This window comes from Paraburkholderia caffeinitolerans, assembly GCF_902859945.1.
Taxonomy (GTDB): domain Bacteria; phylum Pseudomonadota; class Gammaproteobacteria; order Burkholderiales; family Burkholderiaceae; genus Paraburkholderia; species Paraburkholderia caffeinitolerans.
In genome coordinates this window covers 243,190-263,632 of sequence record NZ_CADIKL010000007.1, presented here as the reverse complement: position 1 = coordinate 263,632, position 20,443 = coordinate 243,190, and the positions used below count along the sequence as shown (strand labels likewise).

The 20,443-nt window shown below is 64.4% G+C and carries 19 protein-coding genes; 5 read left to right on the top strand and 14 right to left on the bottom strand.

What is annotated here, in order from left to right:
* The 7 genes from holA to HV773_RS09830 all read right to left on the bottom strand — a co-directional run.
* A partial coding sequence (gene holA / locus HV773_RS09860) for a DNA polymerase III subunit delta (RefSeq protein WP_175194861.1) occupies positions 1-1,135 on the bottom strand: 1,135 nt, incomplete at its 3' end.
* A 33-nt stretch (positions 1,136-1,168) separates the two neighbouring features.
* Positions 1,169-1,720 carry an LPS-assembly lipoprotein LptE gene (locus HV773_RS09855; RefSeq protein WP_129561175.1) on the bottom strand — a complete coding sequence of 184 codons (552 nt, stop codon included), beginning with the start codon at positions 1,718-1,720 and terminating at the stop codon, positions 1,169-1,171.
* 85 nt (positions 1,721-1,805) lie between these two features.
* Complete coding sequence (gene leuS, locus HV773_RS09850; RefSeq protein ID WP_129561174.1) at positions 1,806-4,400, bottom strand: leucine--tRNA ligase; 2,595 nt, start codon at positions 4,398-4,400, stop codon at positions 1,806-1,808.
* A 214-nt stretch (positions 4,401-4,614) separates the two neighbouring features.
* Positions 4,615-5,049, bottom strand: coding sequence for an ExbD/TolR family protein (locus HV773_RS09845; RefSeq protein ID WP_129561173.1), 435 nt, complete (start codon positions 5,047-5,049; stop codon positions 4,615-4,617).
* Positions 5,050-5,111: 62 nt separating this feature from the next.
* Positions 5,112-5,843, bottom strand: coding sequence for a MotA/TolQ/ExbB proton channel family protein (locus HV773_RS09840; RefSeq protein WP_129561172.1), 732 nt, complete (start codon positions 5,841-5,843; stop codon positions 5,112-5,114).
* 84 nt (positions 5,844-5,927) lie between these two features.
* Positions 5,928-6,725 carry a 4-hydroxy-tetrahydrodipicolinate reductase gene (gene dapB / locus HV773_RS09835; RefSeq protein WP_129561171.1) on the bottom strand — a complete coding sequence of 266 codons (798 nt, stop codon included), beginning with the start codon at positions 6,723-6,725 and terminating at the stop codon, positions 5,928-5,930.
* A 214-nt stretch (positions 6,726-6,939) separates the two neighbouring features.
* Positions 6,940-7,866, bottom strand: a complete 927-nt coding sequence (locus HV773_RS09830) for an outer membrane protein assembly factor BamE (RefSeq protein ID WP_129561170.1) — start codon at positions 7,864-7,866, stop codon at positions 6,940-6,942.
* 135 nt (positions 7,867-8,001) lie between these two features.
* Between HV773_RS09830 and fur the strand changes: the two genes are divergently transcribed.
* A complete protein-coding gene (gene fur, locus HV773_RS09825) occupies positions 8,002-8,430 on the top strand; it encodes a ferric iron uptake transcriptional regulator (RefSeq protein WP_028216204.1) in 429 nt (142 codons plus the stop codon).
* Positions 8,431-8,582: 152 nt separating this feature from the next.
* Here fur and HV773_RS09820 read toward each other — a convergent pair whose 3' ends face one another.
* Positions 8,583-9,095, bottom strand: a complete 513-nt coding sequence (locus HV773_RS09820; protein ID WP_129561169.1) for an ureidoglycolate lyase — start codon at positions 9,093-9,095, stop codon at positions 8,583-8,585.
* Positions 9,096-9,113: 18 nt separating this feature from the next.
* On the bottom strand, positions 9,114-10,451 hold the full coding sequence (locus tag HV773_RS09815) for a C4-dicarboxylate transporter DctA (protein WP_129561168.1): 1,338 nt from the start codon (positions 10,449-10,451) through the stop codon (positions 9,114-9,116).
* Positions 10,452-10,645: 194 nt separating this feature from the next.
* Between HV773_RS09815 and HV773_RS09810 the strand changes: the two genes are divergently transcribed.
* A complete protein-coding gene (locus HV773_RS09810; protein ID WP_129561167.1) occupies positions 10,646-11,395 on the top strand; it encodes a FadR/GntR family transcriptional regulator in 750 nt (249 codons plus the stop codon).
* An 87-nt stretch (positions 11,396-11,482) separates the two neighbouring features.
* On the opposite strand, the gene gap is transcribed toward HV773_RS09810, so the two are convergent.
* Entirely contained in the window at positions 11,483-12,493 is a 1,011-nt protein-coding gene (gap, locus tag HV773_RS09805; RefSeq protein WP_129561166.1) for a type I glyceraldehyde-3-phosphate dehydrogenase, read from the bottom strand.
* 99 nt (positions 12,494-12,592) lie between these two features.
* Complete coding sequence (gene tkt / locus HV773_RS09800) at positions 12,593-14,674, bottom strand: transketolase (protein ID WP_129561165.1); 2,082 nt, start codon at positions 14,672-14,674, stop codon at positions 12,593-12,595.
* Positions 14,675-15,398: 724 nt separating this feature from the next.
* Between tkt and HV773_RS09795 the strand changes: the two genes are divergently transcribed.
* The gene (locus tag HV773_RS09795; RefSeq protein WP_129561164.1) at positions 15,399-15,812 is read left to right on the top strand and encodes a VOC family protein; all 414 of its coding nucleotides are present in this window, start codon (positions 15,399-15,401) and stop codon (positions 15,810-15,812) included.
* Positions 15,813-15,831: 19 nt separating this feature from the next.
* Positions 15,832-16,572 (top strand): 16S rRNA (uracil(1498)-N(3))-methyltransferase, encoded by a 741-nt coding sequence (locus tag HV773_RS09790; protein WP_129561163.1) that lies wholly within the window; start codon positions 15,832-15,834, stop codon positions 16,570-16,572.
* Between the two features lie 124 nt (positions 16,573-16,696).
* Here the strand turns inward: HV773_RS09790 and HV773_RS09785 are convergent, their stop codons facing one another.
* Positions 16,697-17,254: a barstar family protein gene (locus HV773_RS09785; RefSeq protein WP_129561162.1), complete on the bottom strand. Its 558-nt coding sequence runs from the start codon at positions 17,252-17,254 to the stop codon at positions 16,697-16,699.
* A gap of 16 nt (positions 17,255-17,270) precedes the next feature.
* Positions 17,271-17,666, bottom strand: a complete 396-nt coding sequence (locus tag HV773_RS09780; protein ID WP_129563268.1) for a ribonuclease — start codon at positions 17,664-17,666, stop codon at positions 17,271-17,273.
* On the opposite strand from HV773_RS09780, the gene HV773_RS09775 reads away from it, so the two are divergent.
* A complete protein-coding gene (locus HV773_RS09775) occupies positions 17,642-18,070 on the top strand; it encodes a hypothetical protein (RefSeq protein ID WP_162497798.1) in 429 nt (142 codons plus the stop codon). The two genes, HV773_RS09780 and HV773_RS09775, sit on opposite strands and share 25 nt — an antisense overlap.
* Here HV773_RS09775 and HV773_RS09770 read toward each other — a convergent pair.
* Complete coding sequence (locus HV773_RS09770; RefSeq protein ID WP_129561161.1) at positions 18,067-20,361, bottom strand: NADP-dependent malic enzyme; 2,295 nt, start codon at positions 20,359-20,361, stop codon at positions 18,067-18,069. The genes HV773_RS09775 and HV773_RS09770 overlap by 4 nt on opposite strands.
* Positions 20,362-20,443: the final 82 nt, after the last annotated feature.

The window sequence follows — 20,443 nt, the reverse complement described above, 5'->3', positions numbered from 1 at the left end:
CCGGTTGTGCGCGCCCCGAAGCCCCGGCGCCACGCGCAGGCGGCCCCGAACGCGCCGGCGCGCCGGTGTCGCGCGGCGCGGCAACGGTCATCGCGAGTTCGAACAGGCCGTCCCAGGCATCGGGCGGCAACGCGTTGCGCCAGTCAGCGCGCGACTGCCCCGAAAGCCCCTTGACCTGGCGATCGAGCCGCGCCGCGAGCGCGAGACCGCGCTCGAGCGTCGCCTCGGTCAGCCGCGAGAGCGCGGGTCCGATGAGCCGCTCGCGCGGGCCCCAAACGCGGTTCTCGCGCAACAGCATCGCGAGCGGCTTGCCCGCCGCCACGCCGCGCTTGATGCGCAATAGCGTGCGGACTTCCTCGACGACGGCCCACAGCACCAGCACCGAAGCCTCACCCTCGCCCTCCAGTCCGTCAAGCATGCGCGCGAGACGCCCGACGTCGCCGGTGAGCATCGCTTCGTTGAGCTTGAAGACGTCGTAGCGCGCGACGTTGAGCACCGCGTCGTGAATCTGCTCGAAGCTCAGCACGCCCTCGGGATACAGCAGCCCGAGCTTCTGGATTTCCTGGTACGCCGCCAGTAAGTTGCCTTCCACGCGCTCCGCAACGAATTGCAGCGCGCGCCGTCCGTCTTCGCCGGGGGCAACACGTTGCCCCTGAAGCGCGAGGCGCTGACCGATCCAGTTCGGCAGCGCCGCGCGCTCGACCGGATCGATCTTGATCGCCACACCGCTGTCCACCAACGCCGTGAACCACGCGGACTTTTGCGTGGCGGCGTCGAGACGCGGAAGCGTGATGAGCGTCAGTACATCGGGGTTCGCCGCCGATTTTGCCGATGCAGCTAGCGTCTTGAGCGCGTCCGCGCCTTCCTTGCCGGGCTTGCCCGACGGAATGCGCAACTCCACCAGTTGTCGATCGCCGAAGAGCGACATCGACTGGCTTGCGCCAAGCAGCGCACTCCAGTCGAATCCGCGCTCGACCGTGAACACCGAACGGTCGGTAAAGCCCGCGGCGCGCGCGCTCGCGCGAATACGGTCGCACGCTTCCTGGGCGAGCAGGTGCTCGTCGCCGAAGACGACGTACAGACCCGCCATCCCTTTGGCGAGGTGCGGCTCGAGTGCGTCCAGTCGCAGTTGCATGAGGTGCGCTTCAGGAGGAGGACAAGACGCGCATCACAGCGGCGGCGGCGGCAGCGGCGCGCGCGGCGCAACACCCGGCACGACCTGGGCCGGCGTGGGATGTAGCGTCTTCAGAACCGCGAGACGGCGCGTGAGCTGGTCGACGGCATCATTCTGCATGTCGGCGTAGAGCAGTTCGGATTCGGAGACCTTCGCGGTCGAGTACTGATCGCTATAGGTCATCGCGCGATTCAGCGCGATCGTGCTCGGCTGGATCAGCGGGGAGCCGTCCGGCGCCGTGAGCGCGTAGTTCAGCGAATAGTTGACCTGATATTCCTCGACCACGCCGAGCGAATTCAGCGTAAGCGTGCTGAAACTGCGCGACTCGGTCACGCGCAGCACGGCGTCGGCATTGGCCGTCGAATCGACCACCACCGAATCGCTGCCGCCTTCGACCATGCGCGTGAGACGCGCCGTCACGGGCGCCGATGCGCCAACGACAGCGAGGCGCTTGAACGCGTAATTCTGCTCGCCACGCAGCTGGAACCCGCACGCCGAAAGCATCAGCGCGCTGCCCGCCAGTAACAGGAACGATCTGCGAATCACCTGGACTCCCTGGTTCAGAACGGCGGCGGCATGCGATACGTCGATCGCGCGCCGCCGCCAGCACGTGATGTGCCAGCACGTCATGTCAGACCACGACGTTCACGAGACGGCCCGGCACGACGATGATCTTCTTCGGCGCACGCCCTTCGGCGAACTTCACGAACATCTCGTGAGCGAGCGCTGCCGCTTCGATCGCGTCCTTCGGTGCATCCTTCGCCACGGTGACAGCGCCGCGCACCTTGCCGTTCACCTGCAGCACGAGTTCGATCTCGGCCTGCTCGAGCGCCTTTTCGTCGACCTTCGGCCACGGCGCGTCGAGCAGCGTGCCGTATTCGTCGGCATAGCCGAGCGCCTTCCAGAGCTCGAACGTGAGGTGCGGCACGACCGGATACAGCACGCGCAGCAGCACGCCGAAGGTCTCGCGCTGCACGCCCGCGCCGGCGCCCTTGGCGCTTTCGATCGCGTTGAGCATCTTCATCGCCGCTGAAACGACGGTGTTGTACTGCAGACGCTGATAGTCGAAGTCGGCCTGCTTGAGCACGCCATACACTTCGCGGCGCACCGTCTTCTCGACATCGCTGAGCGCGGCTGCGTCGAACGACGCGCGCGACTTGATCGCCTCGGCGTTCGCATAGCCGAACGTCCAGACGCGGCGCAGGAAGCGGCTCGCGCCCTCCACGCCCGCGCCCGACCATTCGAGCTGCTGCTCGGGGGGAGCGGCGAACATCGTGAACAGACGCGCCGTATCCGCGCCGTACTGGTCGATCAGCACTTGCGGGTCGACGCCGTTGTTCTTCGACTTCGACATCTTCTCGATGCCGCCCAGCACCACAGGCTGGCCATCGGCATTGAGCGTGGCGCCAGTCGGGCGACCCTTTTCATCGTGCACGACGGTGACGTCGGCCGGGTTGTACCAGGTCTTCTTGCCCGCCGAGTCTTCGCGGTAGAACGTCTCGTTGAGCACCATGCCCTGGGTGAGCAGGTTCTTCGCGGGCTCGCCGAACTTCACGAGGCCGAGGTCGCGCGACACCTTCGCCCAGAAACGCGAGTACAAGAGGTGAAGAATGGCGTGCTCGATACCGCCGATGTACTGGTCCATCGGCATCCAGTAGTCGGTGCGCTCGTCGACCATGTTGACCGCGTCCGGCGCGGCGTAGCGGTAGAAGTACCACGACGAGTCGACGAACGTGTCCATCGTGTCGGTTTCGCGCTTCGCATCCGCGCCGCAGGTCGGGCACTTGCAATTCAGGAACGCTTCGGACTTCGCGAGCGGGTTGCCCGTGCCGTCCGGCACGAGGTCTTCCGGCAACACGACCGGCAGGTCCTTTTCCGGCACCGGCACGTCGCCGCAGCTCGGGCAATGAATGATCGGGATCGGCGTGCCCCAGTAGCGCTGGCGCGAAATGCCCCAGTCGCGCAGACGCCACGTGACCTGCTTGTCGCCGAGGTCGAGCGCCTTGAGGTCGGCGGCGACGGCGTCAACGGCCGCCGTGTAGGCGAGGCCGTCGTACTTGCCGCTGTTCACGCACACGGCGCGTTCCTTGTCGCCGTACCACTCCTGCCAGCCGTCGAGCGAGTACGTCTCGCCTTCCGCTGCGATTACCTGCTTGATCGGCAAGTCGTATTTTTTCGCGAACGCGAAATCGCGCTCGTCATGGCCAGGCACGCCCATCACGGCGCCTTCGCCATAGCTCATCAGCACGTAGTTGCCGATCCACACCTCGACCTTCTCTTGCGTCAGCGGATGCGTGACGAAGAAGCCCGTGGCCATGCCCTTCTTTTCCATCGTGGCCATGTCCGCTTCGGCCACGCCGCCGCGCTTGCATTCGTCGATGAACGGCAGCAGCTCCGGCTTGTCCTGCGCGAGGCGCGTGGCGAGCGGGTGCTCGGCCGCGATCGCGCAGAAGGTCACGCCCATGATGGTGTCGGCGCGCGTGGTGAACACGCGCAGCAGCTTCTTCTCGCCGTCGAGCTCGTACGGGAAGCCGAAGTTCACGCCGAAGCTCTTGCCGATCCAGTTCTGCTGCATGATCTTGACGCGCTCGGGCCAGCCAAGGCCGTCGAGGTCGTTCAGCAGCTCATCGGCGTACTGCGTGATGCGCAGGTAGTACATCGGGATTTCGCGCTTTTCCACGAGCGCGCCCGAGCGCCAGCCGCGACCGTCGATCACCTGCTCGTTGGCGAGCACGGTCTGATCGACCGGATCCCAGTTCACCGTGCCAGTCTTCTTGTAGGCGATGCCCTTCTCCAGCATCTTCAGGAAGAACCACTGGTTCCACTTGTAGTAGTCGGGCTTGCAGGTGGCGATCTCGCGCGACCAGTCGATCGCGAGACCCATCGACTGCATCTGGCCCTTCATGTACTCGATGTTCGAGTAGGTCCACTGCGCCGGCGGCACGCCGTTGGCCATCGCGGCGTTTTCGGCGGGCATGCCGAACGCGTCCCAGCCCATCGGCATCAACGTGTTGTAGCCGTTCATGCGCAGATAGCGGTACATCACGTCGTTGATCGTGTAGTTCCGCACGTGGCCCATGTGCAGCTTGCCCGACGGATACGGCAGCATCGAGACGCAATAGAACTTGGGCTTGTCGGTCTTTTCGGCCGTCCGGTAAGCGTCGCTGGCGCGCCATTCGCCTTGCGCAGCGGATTCGACGTCGGAGGGAACGTATTTTTCGAGCATGGTGTGGATGGGGAACGCGGATTCGGGCGGATTCAGCCGGGCCGGTCAGGCGCGGCCCGGACACAAGCCCGGGTGCGGCGCTCACTGGCTGCGGCAGGTTCAGCAGCCCCGCTTTTTACAGGGAAACGATGATTATACCGTCGAGTTGGCCGCGCTTTCCGCTGCCGCTTCGCATGGCGGAATTCTGGAGCCGGCCGGCGCGAATGACGAGGGCTCAGTGCTGGCCGGGCGGAGGCGGCTCGGTTACGAAGCCGATGCGCGCGAGCCCCGCCTGCTGCGCGGCGCCCATGACCTGGGCGATCACTTCATAGCGCGTTTCGCGCGCGGCGCGCAATTGCAGTTCGGGCTGCTGCGCCTCGGGCGCCTTGCCCGCGGCGGTGAAGCGCGTGCGCAGTTCGTCGAGCGAGATCAGTTGCGCATTCCAGTAGAGCTTGCCCGCAGCGTCGATGGAGAGCGTGACGGTCTGCGGGGTCTGCTGCATGGGCGCGGCCGCGACTTGCGGCAGATCGAGCCGGATGGCGTGAGTGAAGAGCGGCGCGGTAATGATGAAGATGACGAGCAGCACGAGCATGACGTCGATGAGCGGCGTCATGTTGATATCGGCCATCGGCGCCGAATCGCGCTTCTTCTCGAGTCCGCCAAATGCCATGTGCGTCGTTCCTCGTGAGTTGCCGGTCAGTCGGTGCGGCCCGATATGCGGATCAGCGCGGATCAGAACGATCCGGCGCGCACGTCTTCGCGCGGCGCGCCCTGCGCACCTTCGCGGCGCGGCGCGGCGCCCTCGGGCGCGCAAGCCCAGGCATGCAGATCGTGAGCGAAGCCGTCGAGATCGTCGCCGAGCTGGCGCGCGAGGCGGCCCAGCACGTTGTAGGCGAGCACGGCGGGAATCGCCACCACCAGGCCGAACGCCGTCATGATGAGCGCCTCGCCCACCGGCCCGGCCACGTTTTCGATCATCGCCTGGCCGCTCGTCGCGATGCTGCCTAGCGCGTGATAGATGCCCCAGACCGTGCCGAGCAAGCCGACGAAAGGCGCCGTGCTGCCCACCGAAGCCAGCAGCACTTGCCCAAACTCGAGCCGCCGCTGCGACGCCTGCAGCGCGCCGCGCAGCACCCGCAACACGCGCTCGCCGCGGTCCACGCGCGCGAGCAGTGCACCCGTCGTGTCGGCCTCCGCGCAGGCAAGCGCGGCCTCGGCGAGCGGCAGGAACACGCGCTCGCGGTCGAGTGCGCGCATCGCGCTCACACCGTCGGCAAGCGAATGCGCCTGCCAGAACCGCGCGACCGCGCGGGGCCCCTGGCGTTTCGCTCGCACGAGCACCCAGCTCTTCACCAGCAGAAAGCACCAGCTCGCAATCGACATGGCCAGCAGCACCCACGCCACCGCGTGCGTGACAGCGTCGCTCGTCTGCAGATAGTGGATGACTCCGGTACTCGCTGCCATTAAATCTCGCCTGCCTCCGTGTCACTTGCCTGCTGTCGCAGGCTCCGCGCGGCGCGCACGCGCCGCCGCACCAGCAAATGACGCTCAGCGCAAGCCGAGCACGTCCTGCATATCGTACAGGCCCGTGGCCTTGTCTTGCAGAAAGCGCGCGGCGCGCAAGCTGCCTTGCGCGTAAGACTGGCGGTTCGACGACTTGTGCGTGATCTCGATACGCTCGCCGACGCCCGCGAACAGCACGGTATGGTCGCCCACGATGTCACCGCCGCGAATCGCCGAAAAGCCGATCGTCGACGGATCGCGCTCGCCGGTCACGCCATGACGGCCGTACACCGCGCAGTCGTCGAGATTGCGTCCGAGCGCATGCGCCACGGCTTCGCCCATCGCAAGCGCGGTGCCCGACGGGGCATCGACCTTATGGCGATGGTGCGCCTCGATGATCTCGATGTCGTAACCGGTCTCGAAAAAGCGCGCCGCGTATTCGAGCAGCTTGAGCGTGACGTTCACGCCCACGCTCATGTTGGCCGCGAACACGATGCCAATCTTCTGCGCGGCGGCGGCGAGCTGCGCCTTTTGCTGGGCGTCGAAGCCCGTCGTGCCGATCACCATTTTCACGCCATGGCGCTGCGCGGCCTCCAGATGAACGAGCGTGCCTTCGGGGCGCGTGAAGTCGATCAGACAGTCGCTTTGCGCAAAGACCTGCTCGATGTCGTCGGTGATGCGCACACCGGTTTCCTTGCCGAGGAACGCGCCCGCGTCCTTGCCGATGGCGGCCGAGCCTTTGTATTCGAGCGCGCCCGAGAGCGTGATTTCGGAGGAATTCAGGACCGTTTCGATGAGCATGTGGCCCATGCGGCCCGATGCTCCGGCGATTGCGATTTTCATGGCTCTTCCTGAGAACGTGAAACCGGCAGCCCGGCCGGCCTGAACCGGCCGACTGTCAAGCAGACGCACCGCCCAGGCGGGGGCATTGCCAAAAAGCACGGCGGCCCGAAGCCGCCGATGGAATGCCTGGCGCGTGGCGCCAAGCCTTATATGTATTACCCGAGCCTCCCGGGCAGAACCTGCCCGAATCGACCCGCGCCGGCCCGCAGCGAAATCAGCCGCCCGTTCCCGGGGTCGAATTCGCGGGCGTCTGAGGCGGTGCTGTGAGCGGAGCGCTCTGCGACGGCGGCAGCGGATTCGACTCGGTATCGCCGGTGCCCTGCGCACCCGGGGCCGGGCCCACGGGATTCGCCGGCGGCACGCCCTGGATCTGCGGCATCGGCTTGCGCTGCAACTGAATCTGCGACGGCATCGTGCCCACGCCCTGCGGCAGCGCGCTCGAGGTCGGCGTGCCCGATCGCACCGACGGCGTCAGGCTCGAAGGCATCTGCACCGCATCCGTGGCGCGGTTCGCGGCCGCGGCGGCCTGTGCGTTCGCGTCGAGCGGCAATTGCGAAGTGGCGGTACCCAGTTCCGAGGACGGCGTGCGCGCCGTGTCGCTGACCGTCGGGCCCGTGGCGCCCGCGGCCGAAGCCTGCGCGGCGGCAGGCGCCGATGCGCCCGAAGCCGGCGCAGCCGCGACGGCCTTGGCCTTCTTGCCCGATTTGTCGCCGTCGATTTCGGCAAGCAATTCGAGATTCGACGGCAGGTCGTCGCCGCCCGACCAGCTCGACACGCGGTCGCCGTCGAACATCACGACGAAGTCGCGCTGCTGCACGATGGCGGTCGAGCCGCGCTTGAAGTAGAAGACGTAGTCCCAGCGGTTCGCGTGGAACATGTCGGTCAGGAGCGGCGTGCCGAGCAATTTCTTGACTTCGTCACGGGACATGCCCACGCGCATCTGCCCGGCGGCTTCCTTCGAGACGAAGTTGCCCTGCACGATGGTAATGCGGTACGGCGTGATGCTTTGGGCAAAACGCTGCGTCCAGCTGTTGTAGGTGCTGCAACCGGCGAGCGTAGCGAACGCGGCCGCAGCCAGCAGGGTGCACGCCACGCGGCGGCCGCTCAGGCGGCGGCCCATCGTTGTGAATTCTGGAATCATTTCCCTCACCGTGCGGGCTTGTCGCGAAGCCGCGCGTATCCTGTAGACGTTCGTTCGAGTTCCGCCGAAAATGCCCGGAACGGCAAAAACCCATTAACATTAGAACCCAGCATTGTACTCCAGGGACTTATCGTCATGACCAATCCAACCGATCTCAAGAACATCGGCCTCAAGGCGACACTGCCTCGCCTGAAGATCCTGGAGATTTTTCAGCATAGCCCCGTACGCCACCTCACCGCCGAAGACGTGTACCGCAACCTGCTGAACGAGGAACTCGACATCGGCCTCGCCACGGTTTACCGGGTGCTCACGCAGTTCGAGCAGGCGGGCCTGCTGACCCGCAGCAACTTCGAGTCGGGCAAGGCCGTCTTCGAACTCAACGAAGGTAGCCACCACGACCATCTTGTCTGTCTCGATTGTGGCCTCGTCGAAGAATTCTTCGACCCCGAAATCGAAAAGCGCCAGCAATCAATTGCTAACGAACGTGGCTTCAAGCTGCAGGAGCACGCACTTGCGCTTTACGGCGCGTGCACGAAGGAAAATTGCCCGCACCGCAAGCACTGAGCGGACAGCGCGGGCGCGGGGCGGGAAACCCCGGACCGTTTGCACAAAATAAAAAGCCACGGCAAACCTGCCGTGGCTTTTTCATTTAGGGCGATGATTTCGAGATCCGTCGCGGCCAGCGCCATCTAGCGCGTACGCCGCCGGGCCGAACCTCAGGCAAGCTCGACAGGCTCGTTCGCATGCACGAGCCGCCACACGCCACCCAGCTCAACCTCGTCGCAATTCGGCTGCTGGCCGCCACGGTCGACCACGAGAAAGTCGCTCACGCGGTCGAACGCGAGCAGCGGGTGGTGCCAGACGCCTTTCGCATAATTGACGCCCTGCCCGCCCCCGACCCAGAACGCGCGCAGTTGCGCCGGATCGAGTTCGCCCGCTGGCGCGACAACCACGGCGTAGCGCACCTCGCCGAGCGGCACGAACGCCTGGCTGCCCAGCGGATGCCGCTCCATCATCGAGATCTCGACCGGCCAGGCACGCGGCTGGGCGCGAAATACGCTGACGATGGGCCGGCCGCCGGCCTCGCTCGTGTCGATCGACGCCAGGTCGTGAAAGCGCTCGGTGGTGCCGCCGTTGATCGGGAAATGGCGCGCGCCATCGAGTGCGATCACGTCGCCGAATGGCGCGAAGGCCTCGCGCGTCAAAGGTTCCAGCAGCAGGGTTTTCATACGTGCTCCTTGTTCAAATCAAAGCGCGTGGGCAGGCTTGCCGCCGAGCGCCTCAACGTCCGCCTGCGCATCGTCCTCGCCGGCCGGCACGTACAGGTAGCCTGGCTCGAGGTTGAGCACGCGCTTCGCACGCGCCTTGTCGATATCACGCTCCCACACCGCGACCACCACCGTGGCAACGCAGTTGCCGATCAGGTTCGTGAGCGCGCGGGCGATGCCGACGAACCAGTCCACCGGCAGAATCAGCACAAGGCCGAGCACGGGAATCGCGGGAATCGCGGACAGCGTGGCAGCGAGAATCACGATTGCCGAACCCGGAATGCCGTGCGCGCCCTTGGAAGTGATGAGCGACACGAGCACCACCACGATCAGGTCGTGCAGCGAAAGCGGCGTATTGGTGGCCTGCGCGATGAAGATCACGGCGAGCGTGAGGTAGATCGAAAAACCGTCGAGGTTGAACGAATAGCCGGTCGGAATCACGAGGCCGACGGTGGAGTCCTTCACGCCCATCCATTCGAGCTTGCGCATGATCTGCGGCAGCACGGCGTCGGACGATGCGGTGCCGAGCACGATCGACAGCTCTTCACGCAGATAGCGGATCAGCTTGAAGACGTTGAATCCTGCGAGGCGCATCACGATGCCGAGCACGACCGCCACGAACACGATGCAGCTCGCGTAGAACACGACCACCAGAAAACCGAGTTGCTTGAGCGACGCCACGCCGTAAGTGCCGGTCGTGAACGCGATCGCGCCGAGCACGCCAAGCGGCGCGAGCTTGATGATGAAGCCCATCACGCGGAAGAACACCTGCGAAAGCTCGTCGATGAGCACGTTCACGCGCTGGGCCTTCGGGCCGAGCAGCGAGAGCGCACTGCCGAACAGCACCGAAAACACGAGGATCTGCAGGATGTCACCCTTCGCGAAGGCATCGAACGCGGTGTCGGGAATGATCTTCAGCAGGAAGCCGGCGGTGTCCTTCAGGCTCTTGGCATGCTCGGTGTAGGTCGCGAGCGAAGCCGCGTCGAGCGAATGCAGGTTCACGTTCATGCCGGCACCCGGACGCGTGATATACGCGAGCACGGCGCCAATCACGAGCGCGATGGTGGTCATGAACTCAAAGTAGACCACGGACTTCAGGCCGACACGCCCCACCTTCTTTAGATCGCCCGCGTGCGCCATGCCGCTCACGACTACGCAGAACACGATGGGGCCGATCACCATTTTGATGAGCTTGAGAAAGCCGTCGCCGAGCGGCCGCAGGGATTGGGCGAAATGGGGAAATACCGCACCGACTACGATGCCCAGCACCAGGGCAATCACTACGCGGCCAAACAGCGAATTGAGGAACTTCGTCACGACTTTCTCCTTCGGGCAAGGGCAGCAGGCAACTGTTCTTACTGGTCTGACCAGTACTGTTATGGCGAATAGTAGAAAACCGATATACTGGAGTCAAGATTGCGCTGCGCGGTGTTTACCCTTGTGTAGCCCGCCCGGCCCACCGCACCGGACTACAATACCGGTCAGACCACGCGAGGGTTCCGAGCCGTCCGATGAAGAACGTTCCGCACACCGTCACCGACGCTGCCATTGCTACGATCCGCACGCGGATCGAGGGCGGCCTGTACCCGGTCGGCAGCCTGCTGCCCGCGCAGCGGCAGCTCTCCGAGGAACTGGCGATTAGCCGGGCGTCGCTGCGCGAGGCGCTCTCCACGCTCGAAGCGCTCGGCATGCTGTCGATCCGCGCGGGCAAGGGGGTCTACGTCACGAGCGCGCAGGCCACGAGTGCTCACCCGTGGCGCTTTGCCGATCAGTCGTCGCTGCCCGACACCTATCAGATGCGCTATGCGTTAGAAGGCTTCGCCGCGCGCATGGCGGCGCTCGCGATCAGCGATGTCGATATCGCCTGGCTCGAGCACAACACCGACACCCTGCACGAAGCACTCGCCTGCGAAGAGCTCGACGAAGCCGCGCAACTGGACTTTGATTTCCACATGCGCATCGTGAGTCTCGCGGGCAATGCCGCGATCGAATCGATCCTGCGCAACAGCGCCGACATCATGAAAGAGAGCCAGCGCATGCCGTTCTACCGGCGCGAGCTCGTGCTCTCCACGCATCGCGAGCACAGCCTGATCGTGGCAGCCCTCAAGGTGCGCGACAGCGCCGGGGCGGGCGCGGCCATCGAGGCCCACATCGCCAATGCGGCCCAGCGCGCGGGCGTCTATTTCCCGCGGCCGCCCTCGCCCGCCGCCGCGCCCGCCGCTTTTCCCACTTCGGCGCCTGCCGTCGACGCCGAAAAATAAGGGCGAAAAAAAACCGCCCAGTAATGGGCGGTTTTTCGTGGCGCGCACCGGACCGCGAGGCCCGGTGGCACGGCAATACAAGCAGACTTACTTCGCGTTCGCGAAAGCAACCGCCGTGTCCAGCATGCGGTTCGAGAAGCCCCACTCGTTGTCGTACCAGCTCGACACCTTCACGAGACGGCCCGAGACCTTCGTGAGCGTGGCGTCGAACGTCGACGATGCCGGGTTGTGGTTGAAGTCGATCGAAACCAGCGGTGCTTCGTTGTAGCCGAGGATGCCCTTGAGCGCGCCTTCCGAAGCTTCCTTCATGATCGCGTTGACTTCTTCAACCGTCGTGTCGCGCTTGGCGATGAACGACAGGTCGACGATCGACACGTTGATGGTCGGGACGCGGATCGCGTAGCCGTCGAGCTTGCCGTTCAGTTCCGGCAGCACGAGGCCGACGGCCGAGGCAGCGCCCGTCTTCGTCGGGATCTGGCTTTGCGTTGCCGAGCGCGCGCGGCGCAGGTCTTCGTGGTACACGTCGGTCAGGACCTGGTCGTTCGTGTACGCGTGAATCGTCGTCATCAGGCCGGTTTCGAGGCCGATCTTGTCGTTCAGCGGCTTGACGAGCGGTGCCAGGCAGTTGGTCGTGCACGATGCGTTCGAGATGACCGTGTCCGAAGCCTTCAGCACGTTGTGGTTCACGCCGTAGACGATCGTTGCGTCGACGTCCTTGCCGCCCGGCGCCGAGATAATCACCTTCTTCGCGCCGCCCTTCAGGTGGGCGCTGGCCTTTTCCTTGGTCGTGAAGAAGCCCGTGCACTCGAACACGATGTCGACGCCCAGCTCGCCCCACGGCAGCTCGGCCGGATTGCGGTTGGCCAGCACGCGGATACGGTCGCCGTTCACGACGAGGTAGTCGCCGTCAACCTTCACTTCGCCCGGGAACTTGCCGTGTGCCGTGTCGTATTGCGTCAGATGCGCGTTGGTCTTCGCGTCACCCAGGTCGTTGATCGCAACGATCTGGATGTCGTGCTTCTTGCCATTCTCGTAGAACGCGCGAAGCGTGTTACGGCCAATGCGGCCGTAGCCGTTGATAGCGACGCGGATCGTCATGGTTCATCTCCTGATGAGTAAAAATTCGGGTGCCGCTGCTGCCTGCGCTGTGGCGCACACAGCAAAAGGCCCGCGCAAGGCGGGCCTGTATAGCAATACTTAGTTGTCCAGCGCAGCCTTGGCCGTCGCGACAACGTGATCGACCGTGAAGCCGAAGTGCTTGAACAGCACGCCTGCCGGAGCCGATTCGCCGAACGTGTCGATGCCGACCACGCCACCTTCGAGGCCCACGTACTTGCGCCAGAAGTCGGTCACGCCGGCTTCGATCGCGACGCGGCGCACGCCCTTGGGCAGCACGCGCTCCTTGTACTCGGCATCCTGCTTGTCGTACACGTTGGTAGACGGCATGGACACCACGCGGGCGCCAATGCCTTCGCGCTGCAGCGCTTCGACGGCCTTCATCGCCAGTTCGACCTCCGAACCCGTCGCGATCAGGATGATCTTGCGGCTCGGGATCTCGTCGTTCCAGTCCTTGAGCACGTAGCCGCCCTTCGCGATGTTCGCGATCTGTGCGTCGGTGCGGTCGTTGAACGCGAGGTTCTGGCGGCTGAACACGAGGCTCGACGGGCCATGGTGGGCAATCGACTCGGTCCAGGCCACCGCGGTTTCGACGGTGTCGGCCGGACGCCAGAGCGTCATGTTCGGGATCAGGCGCAGGCTTGCAACCTGCTCGATAGACTGGTGCGTCGGACCGTCTTCGCCAAGGCCGATCGAGTCGTGCGTGAACACGAAGACCGACGGGCACTTCATCAGCGCGGCCACGCGCAGCGCGTTGCGGCTGTAGTCCGAGAACGTCAGGAAGGTACCGCCGAACGCCTTGTAGCCGCCGTGCAGGTTGAGGCCATTAAGCGCCGCGCTCATGCCAAACTCGCGCACGCCGTAGTTGATGTGGTTGCCCCACTGAATGCCGGTCTCGCCTTCCTTGGCCGCGCGCACGGGCTTCGAGGCCTTCCAGTTGGTGAGGTTCGAACCGGTCAGGTCGGCCGAGCCGCCGAGCAGCTCCGGCAGCACCGCGGCGAGCCCTTCGATGGCTTGCTGCGAAGCCTTGCGCGTAGCGACGGTTTCCTTGCGCGCATCCGCGCCGGCAATGATCTGGGCCGCCTGCTGCGCCCAGTCGGCGGGCAGCTTGCCAGCCATGCGGCGCGCGAACTCCGCAGCTTCGGCCGGGTACTTCGACTGGTACGCGGCGAACGACTCGTTCCATGCGGCTTCGAACTTCGCGCCAGCGGCCTTGGCGTCCCAGTCTGCGTAAACTTCCTGCGGCAGCGTGAACGGCTCCCATTTCCAGCCCGCGGCTTCGCGCCACTTGGCGATTTCTTCCCCGCCGAGCGCCGCGCCGTGCACGTCGTGACCGCCCTGCTTGGTGGGCGCGCCCTTGCCGATGATGGTCTTGCAGCAGATCAGCGTGGGCTTGTCCGAGGCCTTCGCCTTCTGGATGGCCGCGTCGACAGCGTCCACGTCGTGGCCGTCCACGTGCGGGATCACGTTCCAGCCGTAAGCTTCGAAGCGCTCGGGCGTGTTGTCGTGGAACCAGTTGACGACGTCGCCGTCGATCGAGATGCCGTTGTCGTCGTAGAGCGCGATCAGCTTGTTCAGCTTGAGCGTGCCGGCGAGCGAGCAGGCTTCGTGCGAGATGCCTTCCATCAGGCAGCCGTCGCCGAGGAACACGTAGGTGTGGTGATCGACGATCTTCGCGTCGGCCTTGTTGAACTCGGCCGCGAGCAATGCTTCAGCCAGCGCCATGCCGACCGCGTTCGCAATGCCTTGGCCGAGCGGACCCGTAGTGGTCTCGACGCCCGGCGTGATGCCGAATTCCGGATGGCCCGGCGTCTTCGAGTGCAGTTGACGGAAATTCTTCAGTTCCGCCATCGGCAGGTCGTAGCCGGTCAGGTGCAGCAACGAGTACAGCAGCATCGAGCCGTGACCGTTCGACAGCACGAAACGGTCGCGGTCGCTCCAGTGCGGGTTGGTCGGGTTGTGCCGCAGATGGCGCGACCACAGCGCGACAGCGATCTCGGCCATGCCCATGGGCATGCCGGGGTGACCGGAATTCGCTTGCTGAACGGCGTCCATGGACAACGCGCGAATCGCGTTAGCCATCAATTGGGTGGTAGCGGGGGAGGACGAGGTCGTCATGTCGAGTCCGGGGAACGAGGGCAAAAACGGCTTGGGCGGCTGCATTCAACAGCGCTCGCGCGGCAGCGCACGGTTCCGGAAGCTCGGCAGAAATGTTCGCTGCGGCGCGCGATGCGGCGCCAGGAAGACGCAAACGGCCAAAGCAAACGGACAGGGCTGCAAAGGGCGATATTCTAACAGATTGTGCGGATTTTCCCTGGCTACAGGACCTGGCGATGTCCTCCACTGGACCGACATCCGCAGCAGCCCCACCCCGGCTACCTTTGGGCTCGCCCAACGCGCGTCGCAAGGCGGCGGCGGCCCGGCCGGCTGCCCGTATAATACGGCTACTGCCCTGATTTACACCTCAATCAGGCCCGATTTAAAATTCATTTAAACCTTGGCGCCGGCATGCCGTTTTCCAGCTTTGCGCGCAGGCTGCATGTGGCTGGCCGAATGCACCGCCAGCGCCCGTTTCACCCGCGCCACCGTCGCTCGATATCACTTTGACCTTGCCGCGCCTCCTTCGTCCCGCCCCGATACGCCGTAAGGTTTTTCCGACACGTACGCACCCGCTCACCAGCTTCCGGGGCGTGGTCGTACGACACACGCCCGTGTGCAGCGCGCCTGACGGCGCGTCCGTCCTCCCGCGACAAACTAGGCCAATTCCTACAGATTTAGGATGCGCAACGTTGGAGAATCGCAGCGTTCATCACATTTTTGCGTGCCAGCCGACCCAGACTGCCTCCAACACCCCGCTTGTCCCTAAACCCGAATCTGGAGATATCCGATGACCCCACCCCGCCCCGCAGGCGTGCCGTGGCTGACACCGTATCTGGCGGTGCGCGACGCGCGCGACGCAATCGAGTTTTTCCGGGCGGCGTTCGGTTTTGCGGTGCGCGATTGCGTAGAGGACGACGGTGCGGTCATGCATGTGGAAATGACGTATTACGATCAACTGATCGTGATGTTCGCGCCGGAGGGCGCGTTCGGTTCGACGGCGCGCACGCCGAAAAGCGCGAACGCTATCGCCCCCCAATCCTTTTACCTTTACGTCGACGACGTCGACGCGGTGTATGCGCGAGCGCTGGACGCTGGCGCGAAATCGTTGAGCGAGCCGCAGGACCAATTCTGGGGTGACCGTTTTGCTCAGGTCGAAGACCTCGACGGCTACCGCTGGGCGCTTGCTCGCCATCTGTCATGAAGCAATGAGAACTTGTCTTATGCCCCGTTTTTTCGTCGGAAACTCCCTGCAGTCCGGCGACGTCTTCACTCTCCCGGACGAAGTGACGCGACACGTTCAGGTGCTGCGACTGCAGCCCGGCGACACGATCGTGCTGTTCAACGGCGTGGGGGGTGAATACAGCGCTGAAATCATCTCGATGGAGCGCCGCGACACACAAGTGCGTGTTGGCCCGTTCCGCGACGTCGAGACCGAGCCGCCGTACCGGCTCACGCTAGCACAAGGTATTGCCGGCAGCGACAAAATGGACTGGCTGATCGAAAAGGCTGTCGAACTGGGCGCGACGAACTTCGTGCCGCTCACCACTTCGCGCAGCGTCGTGCGCCTCGTGGGTGAGCGCGCCGTGCGCCGCCAGGTTCACTGGCAGCGCATCGTCCAGGCGTCGTGCGAGCAATGCGGGCGCAACCGCATGCCTGAGGTCGCCGCCACCCGCGAAATCGGCACCTGGCTCGCCTCGCTGCCCAAAACGCCCGGCGAAGGCGAGTTGCGCGTGCTGCTTTCGCCGCGCGCGAACGTCTCGTTCTCCACCCTGCCCAACACTCCGCCGCAAGGTGAGATCACCGTGCTGGTCGGCCCCGAAGGCGGCTTTTCATCGCCAGAAGAAGCGGCAGTGCTCGATCACGGCTTTATCGCCGTGGGGCTCGGGCCCCGTATCCTGCGCACCGAAACCGCAGGCATCGCTGTGCTCGCGGCGCTGGCCGCGCGCTGGGGCGGTTGGTAAAAATGACAAGGCCCGCGGCATGTGATCATGCGCGGGCCTGCGTATTTTTGTCGCGAGAATGCGACGATACTCAGATGGCGAGCGAAATGGCCAGCGGCGGCGCCCTCAAGACGCCACGCATTGCTCAGGCGAACGAATAAAAGACGCGGAACGGCACCTTGCGCTCGCCCCAGTACTCCGAAGCTTCGCGGAACACGTCGAGCAGCGTCTCGCGCCCATCCTTGTCGAACTTCTGTGCGATCGGCAAGCCATCGAGCACGATCACGAAACCCGGTTGCTCACCGGCTTTTTGCACCAGATCGGTCAGGCAGTCGTACAAACCATCGTAGTTCTTGCCGAAATGCTTCGGAAACAGAAACGATGTGGCAATGGTTTCGAGCACTTCCTGCTTGGTCTGCGCACTGGCGCAATACGCGTAGAGGAAATGCTGCTGCAGCCGCTGCGCCTCGTCGGCGAGATCCTGCACGCGGAACGCACGGATCGACTGGACGATATTCGACCGGACGGTCGCAAACAGGTCCATGGCCTCCTCGTTCGATGAATTCGCCTCGCCCCTGCGTGCGGCTTCGCGCTGCTGGTCGTCGTGATGCATCTGCATAACGCGCTGGAACAGGTTGCCCTCGCCGGACGCGAACAGATCGCTCGCGACCCGCGGGTCGTGCGCGTAAGTGTTATCGCTCATGCCGCTTTTCCCGGTGTCATTCAACAATTCGCTTAAAACTGGCGTAGTGGTCGTCGGTGTAATAGCAGTTGTCCGTGCGCCTGAGCGGACCGCCGCAGACAATGCGCCGCGCGCCGCGGTTGTGCGCTCGGGGCGTCGGAACAGTGTATTCGTGGTAATAACCGCGCCGATGTTTCGGCAACTGCTGCTCATAGTTGCCGAACACGATGCCATCTTTCTCAAACGGATAAGGCCCGCCTTCGGCAACCAGGCTGAGTGTGTTGACCGCTTCGCGCGGCAACTCGCCCACGCTCACGGTGCCCGACGACACCCCCGATGCTCCGGCATCGTCCGGCGCCTGAGTGCGCGCCACAGCGCCTTGCGAGCACACCAGCGCCGCCGCCAGAAATGCTGCTGACGCAACTGATGCCAACCGCTGGACACCGCTCGAACGACGCCCGAAATTCCCGCCAAAACAATGATTTACATGTGTCGACTCGGCCGATGCGCCAGCGACTTTCGCCGTTGAAACAGCAGGCAGTCCTATACGTACCATCTTCGGATTCCTGCCTCTCGGATCACGCGTTCGACGACCATGAAAGATGTAAGGGTATCGCTAATGGACCCTGGAAGCAATCTCACACCGGCGACGACAAACAGGGCTTGACCGCGCACAAGCGGCAAACCGGTAAATTCTACAATCGAGGAGATGGTGCCGGAACGCCGCCGGACATCGATCCGAAGCGCGGCGGAACACCGGCGGCGGGCAGCGCCGCCGGTGTGAAACACGAAGCCGTAGAGATACGGCCTGACAAGAAGCTGCGCGAAAAAACTTAACGCGTTGCGTTCACATCCGCGACCAGCAGTGCGGTCATGTTGACGATCCGGCGCACGGTGGCCGAAGCGGTCAGCACGTGCACCGGCTTGGCCGCGCCGAGCAGCATCGGGCCGATGGCGATGTTGTTGCCCGCCGCCGTCTTCAGCAGGTTATAGGAGATGTTCGCCGCGTCGATATTCGGCATCACGAGCAGGTTCGCGTCGCCTTCGAGCGTCGACTCCGGCAGGATCTCGCGGCGCATGTTCGCGTCGAGCGCGACGTCGCCGTGCATCTCGCCGTCCACCTGAAGGTCCGGCGCGCGCTCCTTGAGGATCTCCAGCAGATCGCGCATCTTCTGCGCCGACGGCGCGAGGCTCGAACCGAAGTTCGAATGCGAGCACAGCGCAACCTTCGGCTCGATGCCGAAGCGGCGCACTTCCTCCGCCGCCATGATGGTGATTTCGGCGAGCTGCTCGGGCGTCGGGTCGACGTTCACGTGCGTGTCGACGATGAAAATCTGGCGATTCGGCAGCACCAGCGCATTCATTGCCGCGTAGACGTTGCAGCCTTCCTTCTTGCCGATCACCTGGTCGATGAAGTGCAGATGGCGGTGCGTCGTGCTGACAGTGCCGCAGATCATGCCGTCGGCTTCGCCCTTCTCCACCAGCATCGAGCCGATCAGCGTGGTGCGGCGGCGCATTTCGAGCTTCGCCATTTGCTGCGTGATGCCCTTGCGCGCCATGAGCTTCGCGTAGCTCTGCCAGAAATCGCGATAGCGCTCGTCGTGGTCGGTGTTGACGACCGTGTAGTCCTGGCCGGCGACCAGACGCAGGCCATAGCGCGCCATGCGCTCCTCGATCACCGCCGGGCGGCCGATCAGGATGGGCTTCGCGAGTTTTTCGTCGACCACGATCTGCACCGCGCGCAGGATGCGCTCCTCTTCGCCTTCGGCGAACACGATGCGCTTCTTCTCCGGCTCAGCGGCGCGCGCGAGCTGGAAGATCGGCTTCATGGTCGTGCCGCTGTGATAGACGAACTGCTGCAGATGCTGCATGTAGGCGTCCATGTCCTCGATCGGACGGGTCGCCACGCCCGAGTCCATCGCAGCCTTGGCGACGGCCGGCGCGATCTTCACGATCAGGCGCGGATCGAAAGGCTTCGGAATCAGGTATTCAGGCCCAAATTGCAGATCCTGGATGCCGTAAGCCGTGGCCACGACATCGCTCTGCTCCTGGCGCGCCAGTTCCGCGATCGCGTTCACGGCGGCGATTTCCATCTCGCGCGTGATGGTGGTCGCACCCACGTCGAGCGCGCCGCGGAAGATGAACGGGAAGCACAGCACGTTGTTCACCTGATTCGGGTAATCCGTGCGGCCCGTGGCCAGCACCGCATCCGGGCGCACTTCGAGCGCGAGCTCCGGCAGGATTTCCGGCGTGGGATTGGCAAGCGCGAGAATGAGTGGCTTCTCGGCCATCTGCTTGACCATGTCCTGCTTGAGCACGCCGCCCGCGGACAGGCCGAGGAAAATGTCGGCGCCTTCGATCACTTCGGCGAGCGTGCGCGCGCTGGTTTCGCGTGCAAAGCGCTCCTTGTCCGGATCCATCAGCTCGGTGCGGCCCTTGTAGACCACGCCCGCGAGGTCGGTCACGTAGATGTTCTCGAGCGGCAAGCCGAGGTCGACGAGCAGGTCGAGACACGCCAGCGCCGCCGCCCCCGCGCCCGAAGCCACCAGCTTCACCTGCTTGATGTCCTTGCCCACGACCTTCAGGCCATTGGTGAACGCAGCCGCCACCACGATGGCCGTGCCGTGCTGGTCGTCGTGGAAGACCGGAATCTTCATGCGCTTGCGCGCTTCACGTTCGACGATGAAGCACTCCGGCGCCTTGATGTCTTCCAGATTGATGCCGCCGAAAGTGGGTTCGAGCGCGGCGATCACGTCCACGAGCTTGTGCGGGTCGGTCTCGTTCAGCTCGATGTCGAACACGTCGATGCCGGCGAACTTCTTGAACAGCACCGCCTTGCCTTCCATGACCGGCTTCGAGGCGAGCGGCCCGATGTTGCCGAGGCCGAGCACGGCCGTGCCGTTCGACACGACGCCCACGAGGTTGCTGCGCGCCGTGAAGCGCGCGGCGTTCAGCGGGTTCTCGACGATCGCCTCGCACGCGAACGCAACGCCCGGCGAGTACGCGAGCGAGAGGTCGCGCTGGTTGATCATTTGCTTGGTCGGCGCAATCGCGATCTTTCCCGGCGTAGGAAATTCGTGATAGTCGAGGGCGGCTTCGCGAAGCTTGTTCGTGGCGGAATTCGACATGAGAGGCAGGCCCTAAGTGCGGATTAGAATGGCAATTCAAACGCTGATTCGGACGCATTGTAGCGCCAATCCCCGGCAGCAT

Coding starts and splice junctions, on each gene's coding strand:
- leuS (WP_129561174.1), bottom strand. CDS start 4,400: ATGCTCGAAAAATACGTTCCCTCCGACGTCGAATCCGCTGCGCAAGGC.
- HV773_RS09845 (WP_129561173.1), bottom strand. CDS start 5,049: ATGGCATTTGGCGGACTCGAGAAGAAGCGCGATTCGGCGCCGATGGCC.
- HV773_RS09840 (WP_129561172.1), bottom strand. CDS start 5,843: ATGGCAGCGAGTACCGGAGTCATCCACTATCTGCAGACGAGCGACGCT.
- dapB (WP_129561171.1), bottom strand. CDS start 6,725: ATGAAAATCGCAATCGCCGGAGCATCGGGCCGCATGGGCCACATGCTC.
- HV773_RS09830 (WP_129561170.1), bottom strand. CDS start 7,866: ATGATTCCAGAATTCACAACGATGGGCCGCCGCCTGAGCGGCCGCCGC.
- fur (WP_028216204.1), top strand. CDS start 8,002: ATGACCAATCCAACCGATCTCAAGAACATCGGCCTCAAGGCGACACTG.
- HV773_RS09820 (WP_129561169.1), bottom strand. CDS start 9,095: ATGAAAACCCTGCTGCTGGAACCTTTGACGCGCGAGGCCTTCGCGCCA.
- HV773_RS09810 (WP_129561167.1), top strand. CDS start 10,646: ATGAAGAACGTTCCGCACACCGTCACCGACGCTGCCATTGCTACGATC.
- gap (WP_129561166.1), bottom strand. CDS start 12,493: ATGACGATCCGCGTCGCTATCAACGGCTACGGCCGCATTGGCCGTAAC.
- tkt (WP_129561165.1), bottom strand. CDS start 14,674: ATGCAGCCGCCCAAGCCGTTTTTGCCCTCGTTCCCCGGACTCGACATG.
- HV773_RS09795 (WP_129561164.1), top strand. CDS start 15,399: ATGACCCCACCCCGCCCCGCAGGCGTGCCGTGGCTGACACCGTATCTG.
- HV773_RS09790 (WP_129561163.1), top strand. CDS start 15,832: ATGCCCCGTTTTTTCGTCGGAAACTCCCTGCAGTCCGGCGACGTCTTC.
- HV773_RS09785 (WP_129561162.1), bottom strand. CDS start 17,254: ATGAGCGATAACACTTACGCGCACGACCCGCGGGTCGCGAGCGATCTG.
- HV773_RS09775 (WP_162497798.1), top strand. CDS start 17,642: ATGCTGCTGACGCAACTGATGCCAACCGCTGGACACCGCTCGAACGAC.
- HV773_RS09770 (WP_129561161.1), bottom strand. CDS start 20,361: ATGTCGAATTCCGCCACGAACAAGCTTCGCGAAGCCGCCCTCGACTAT.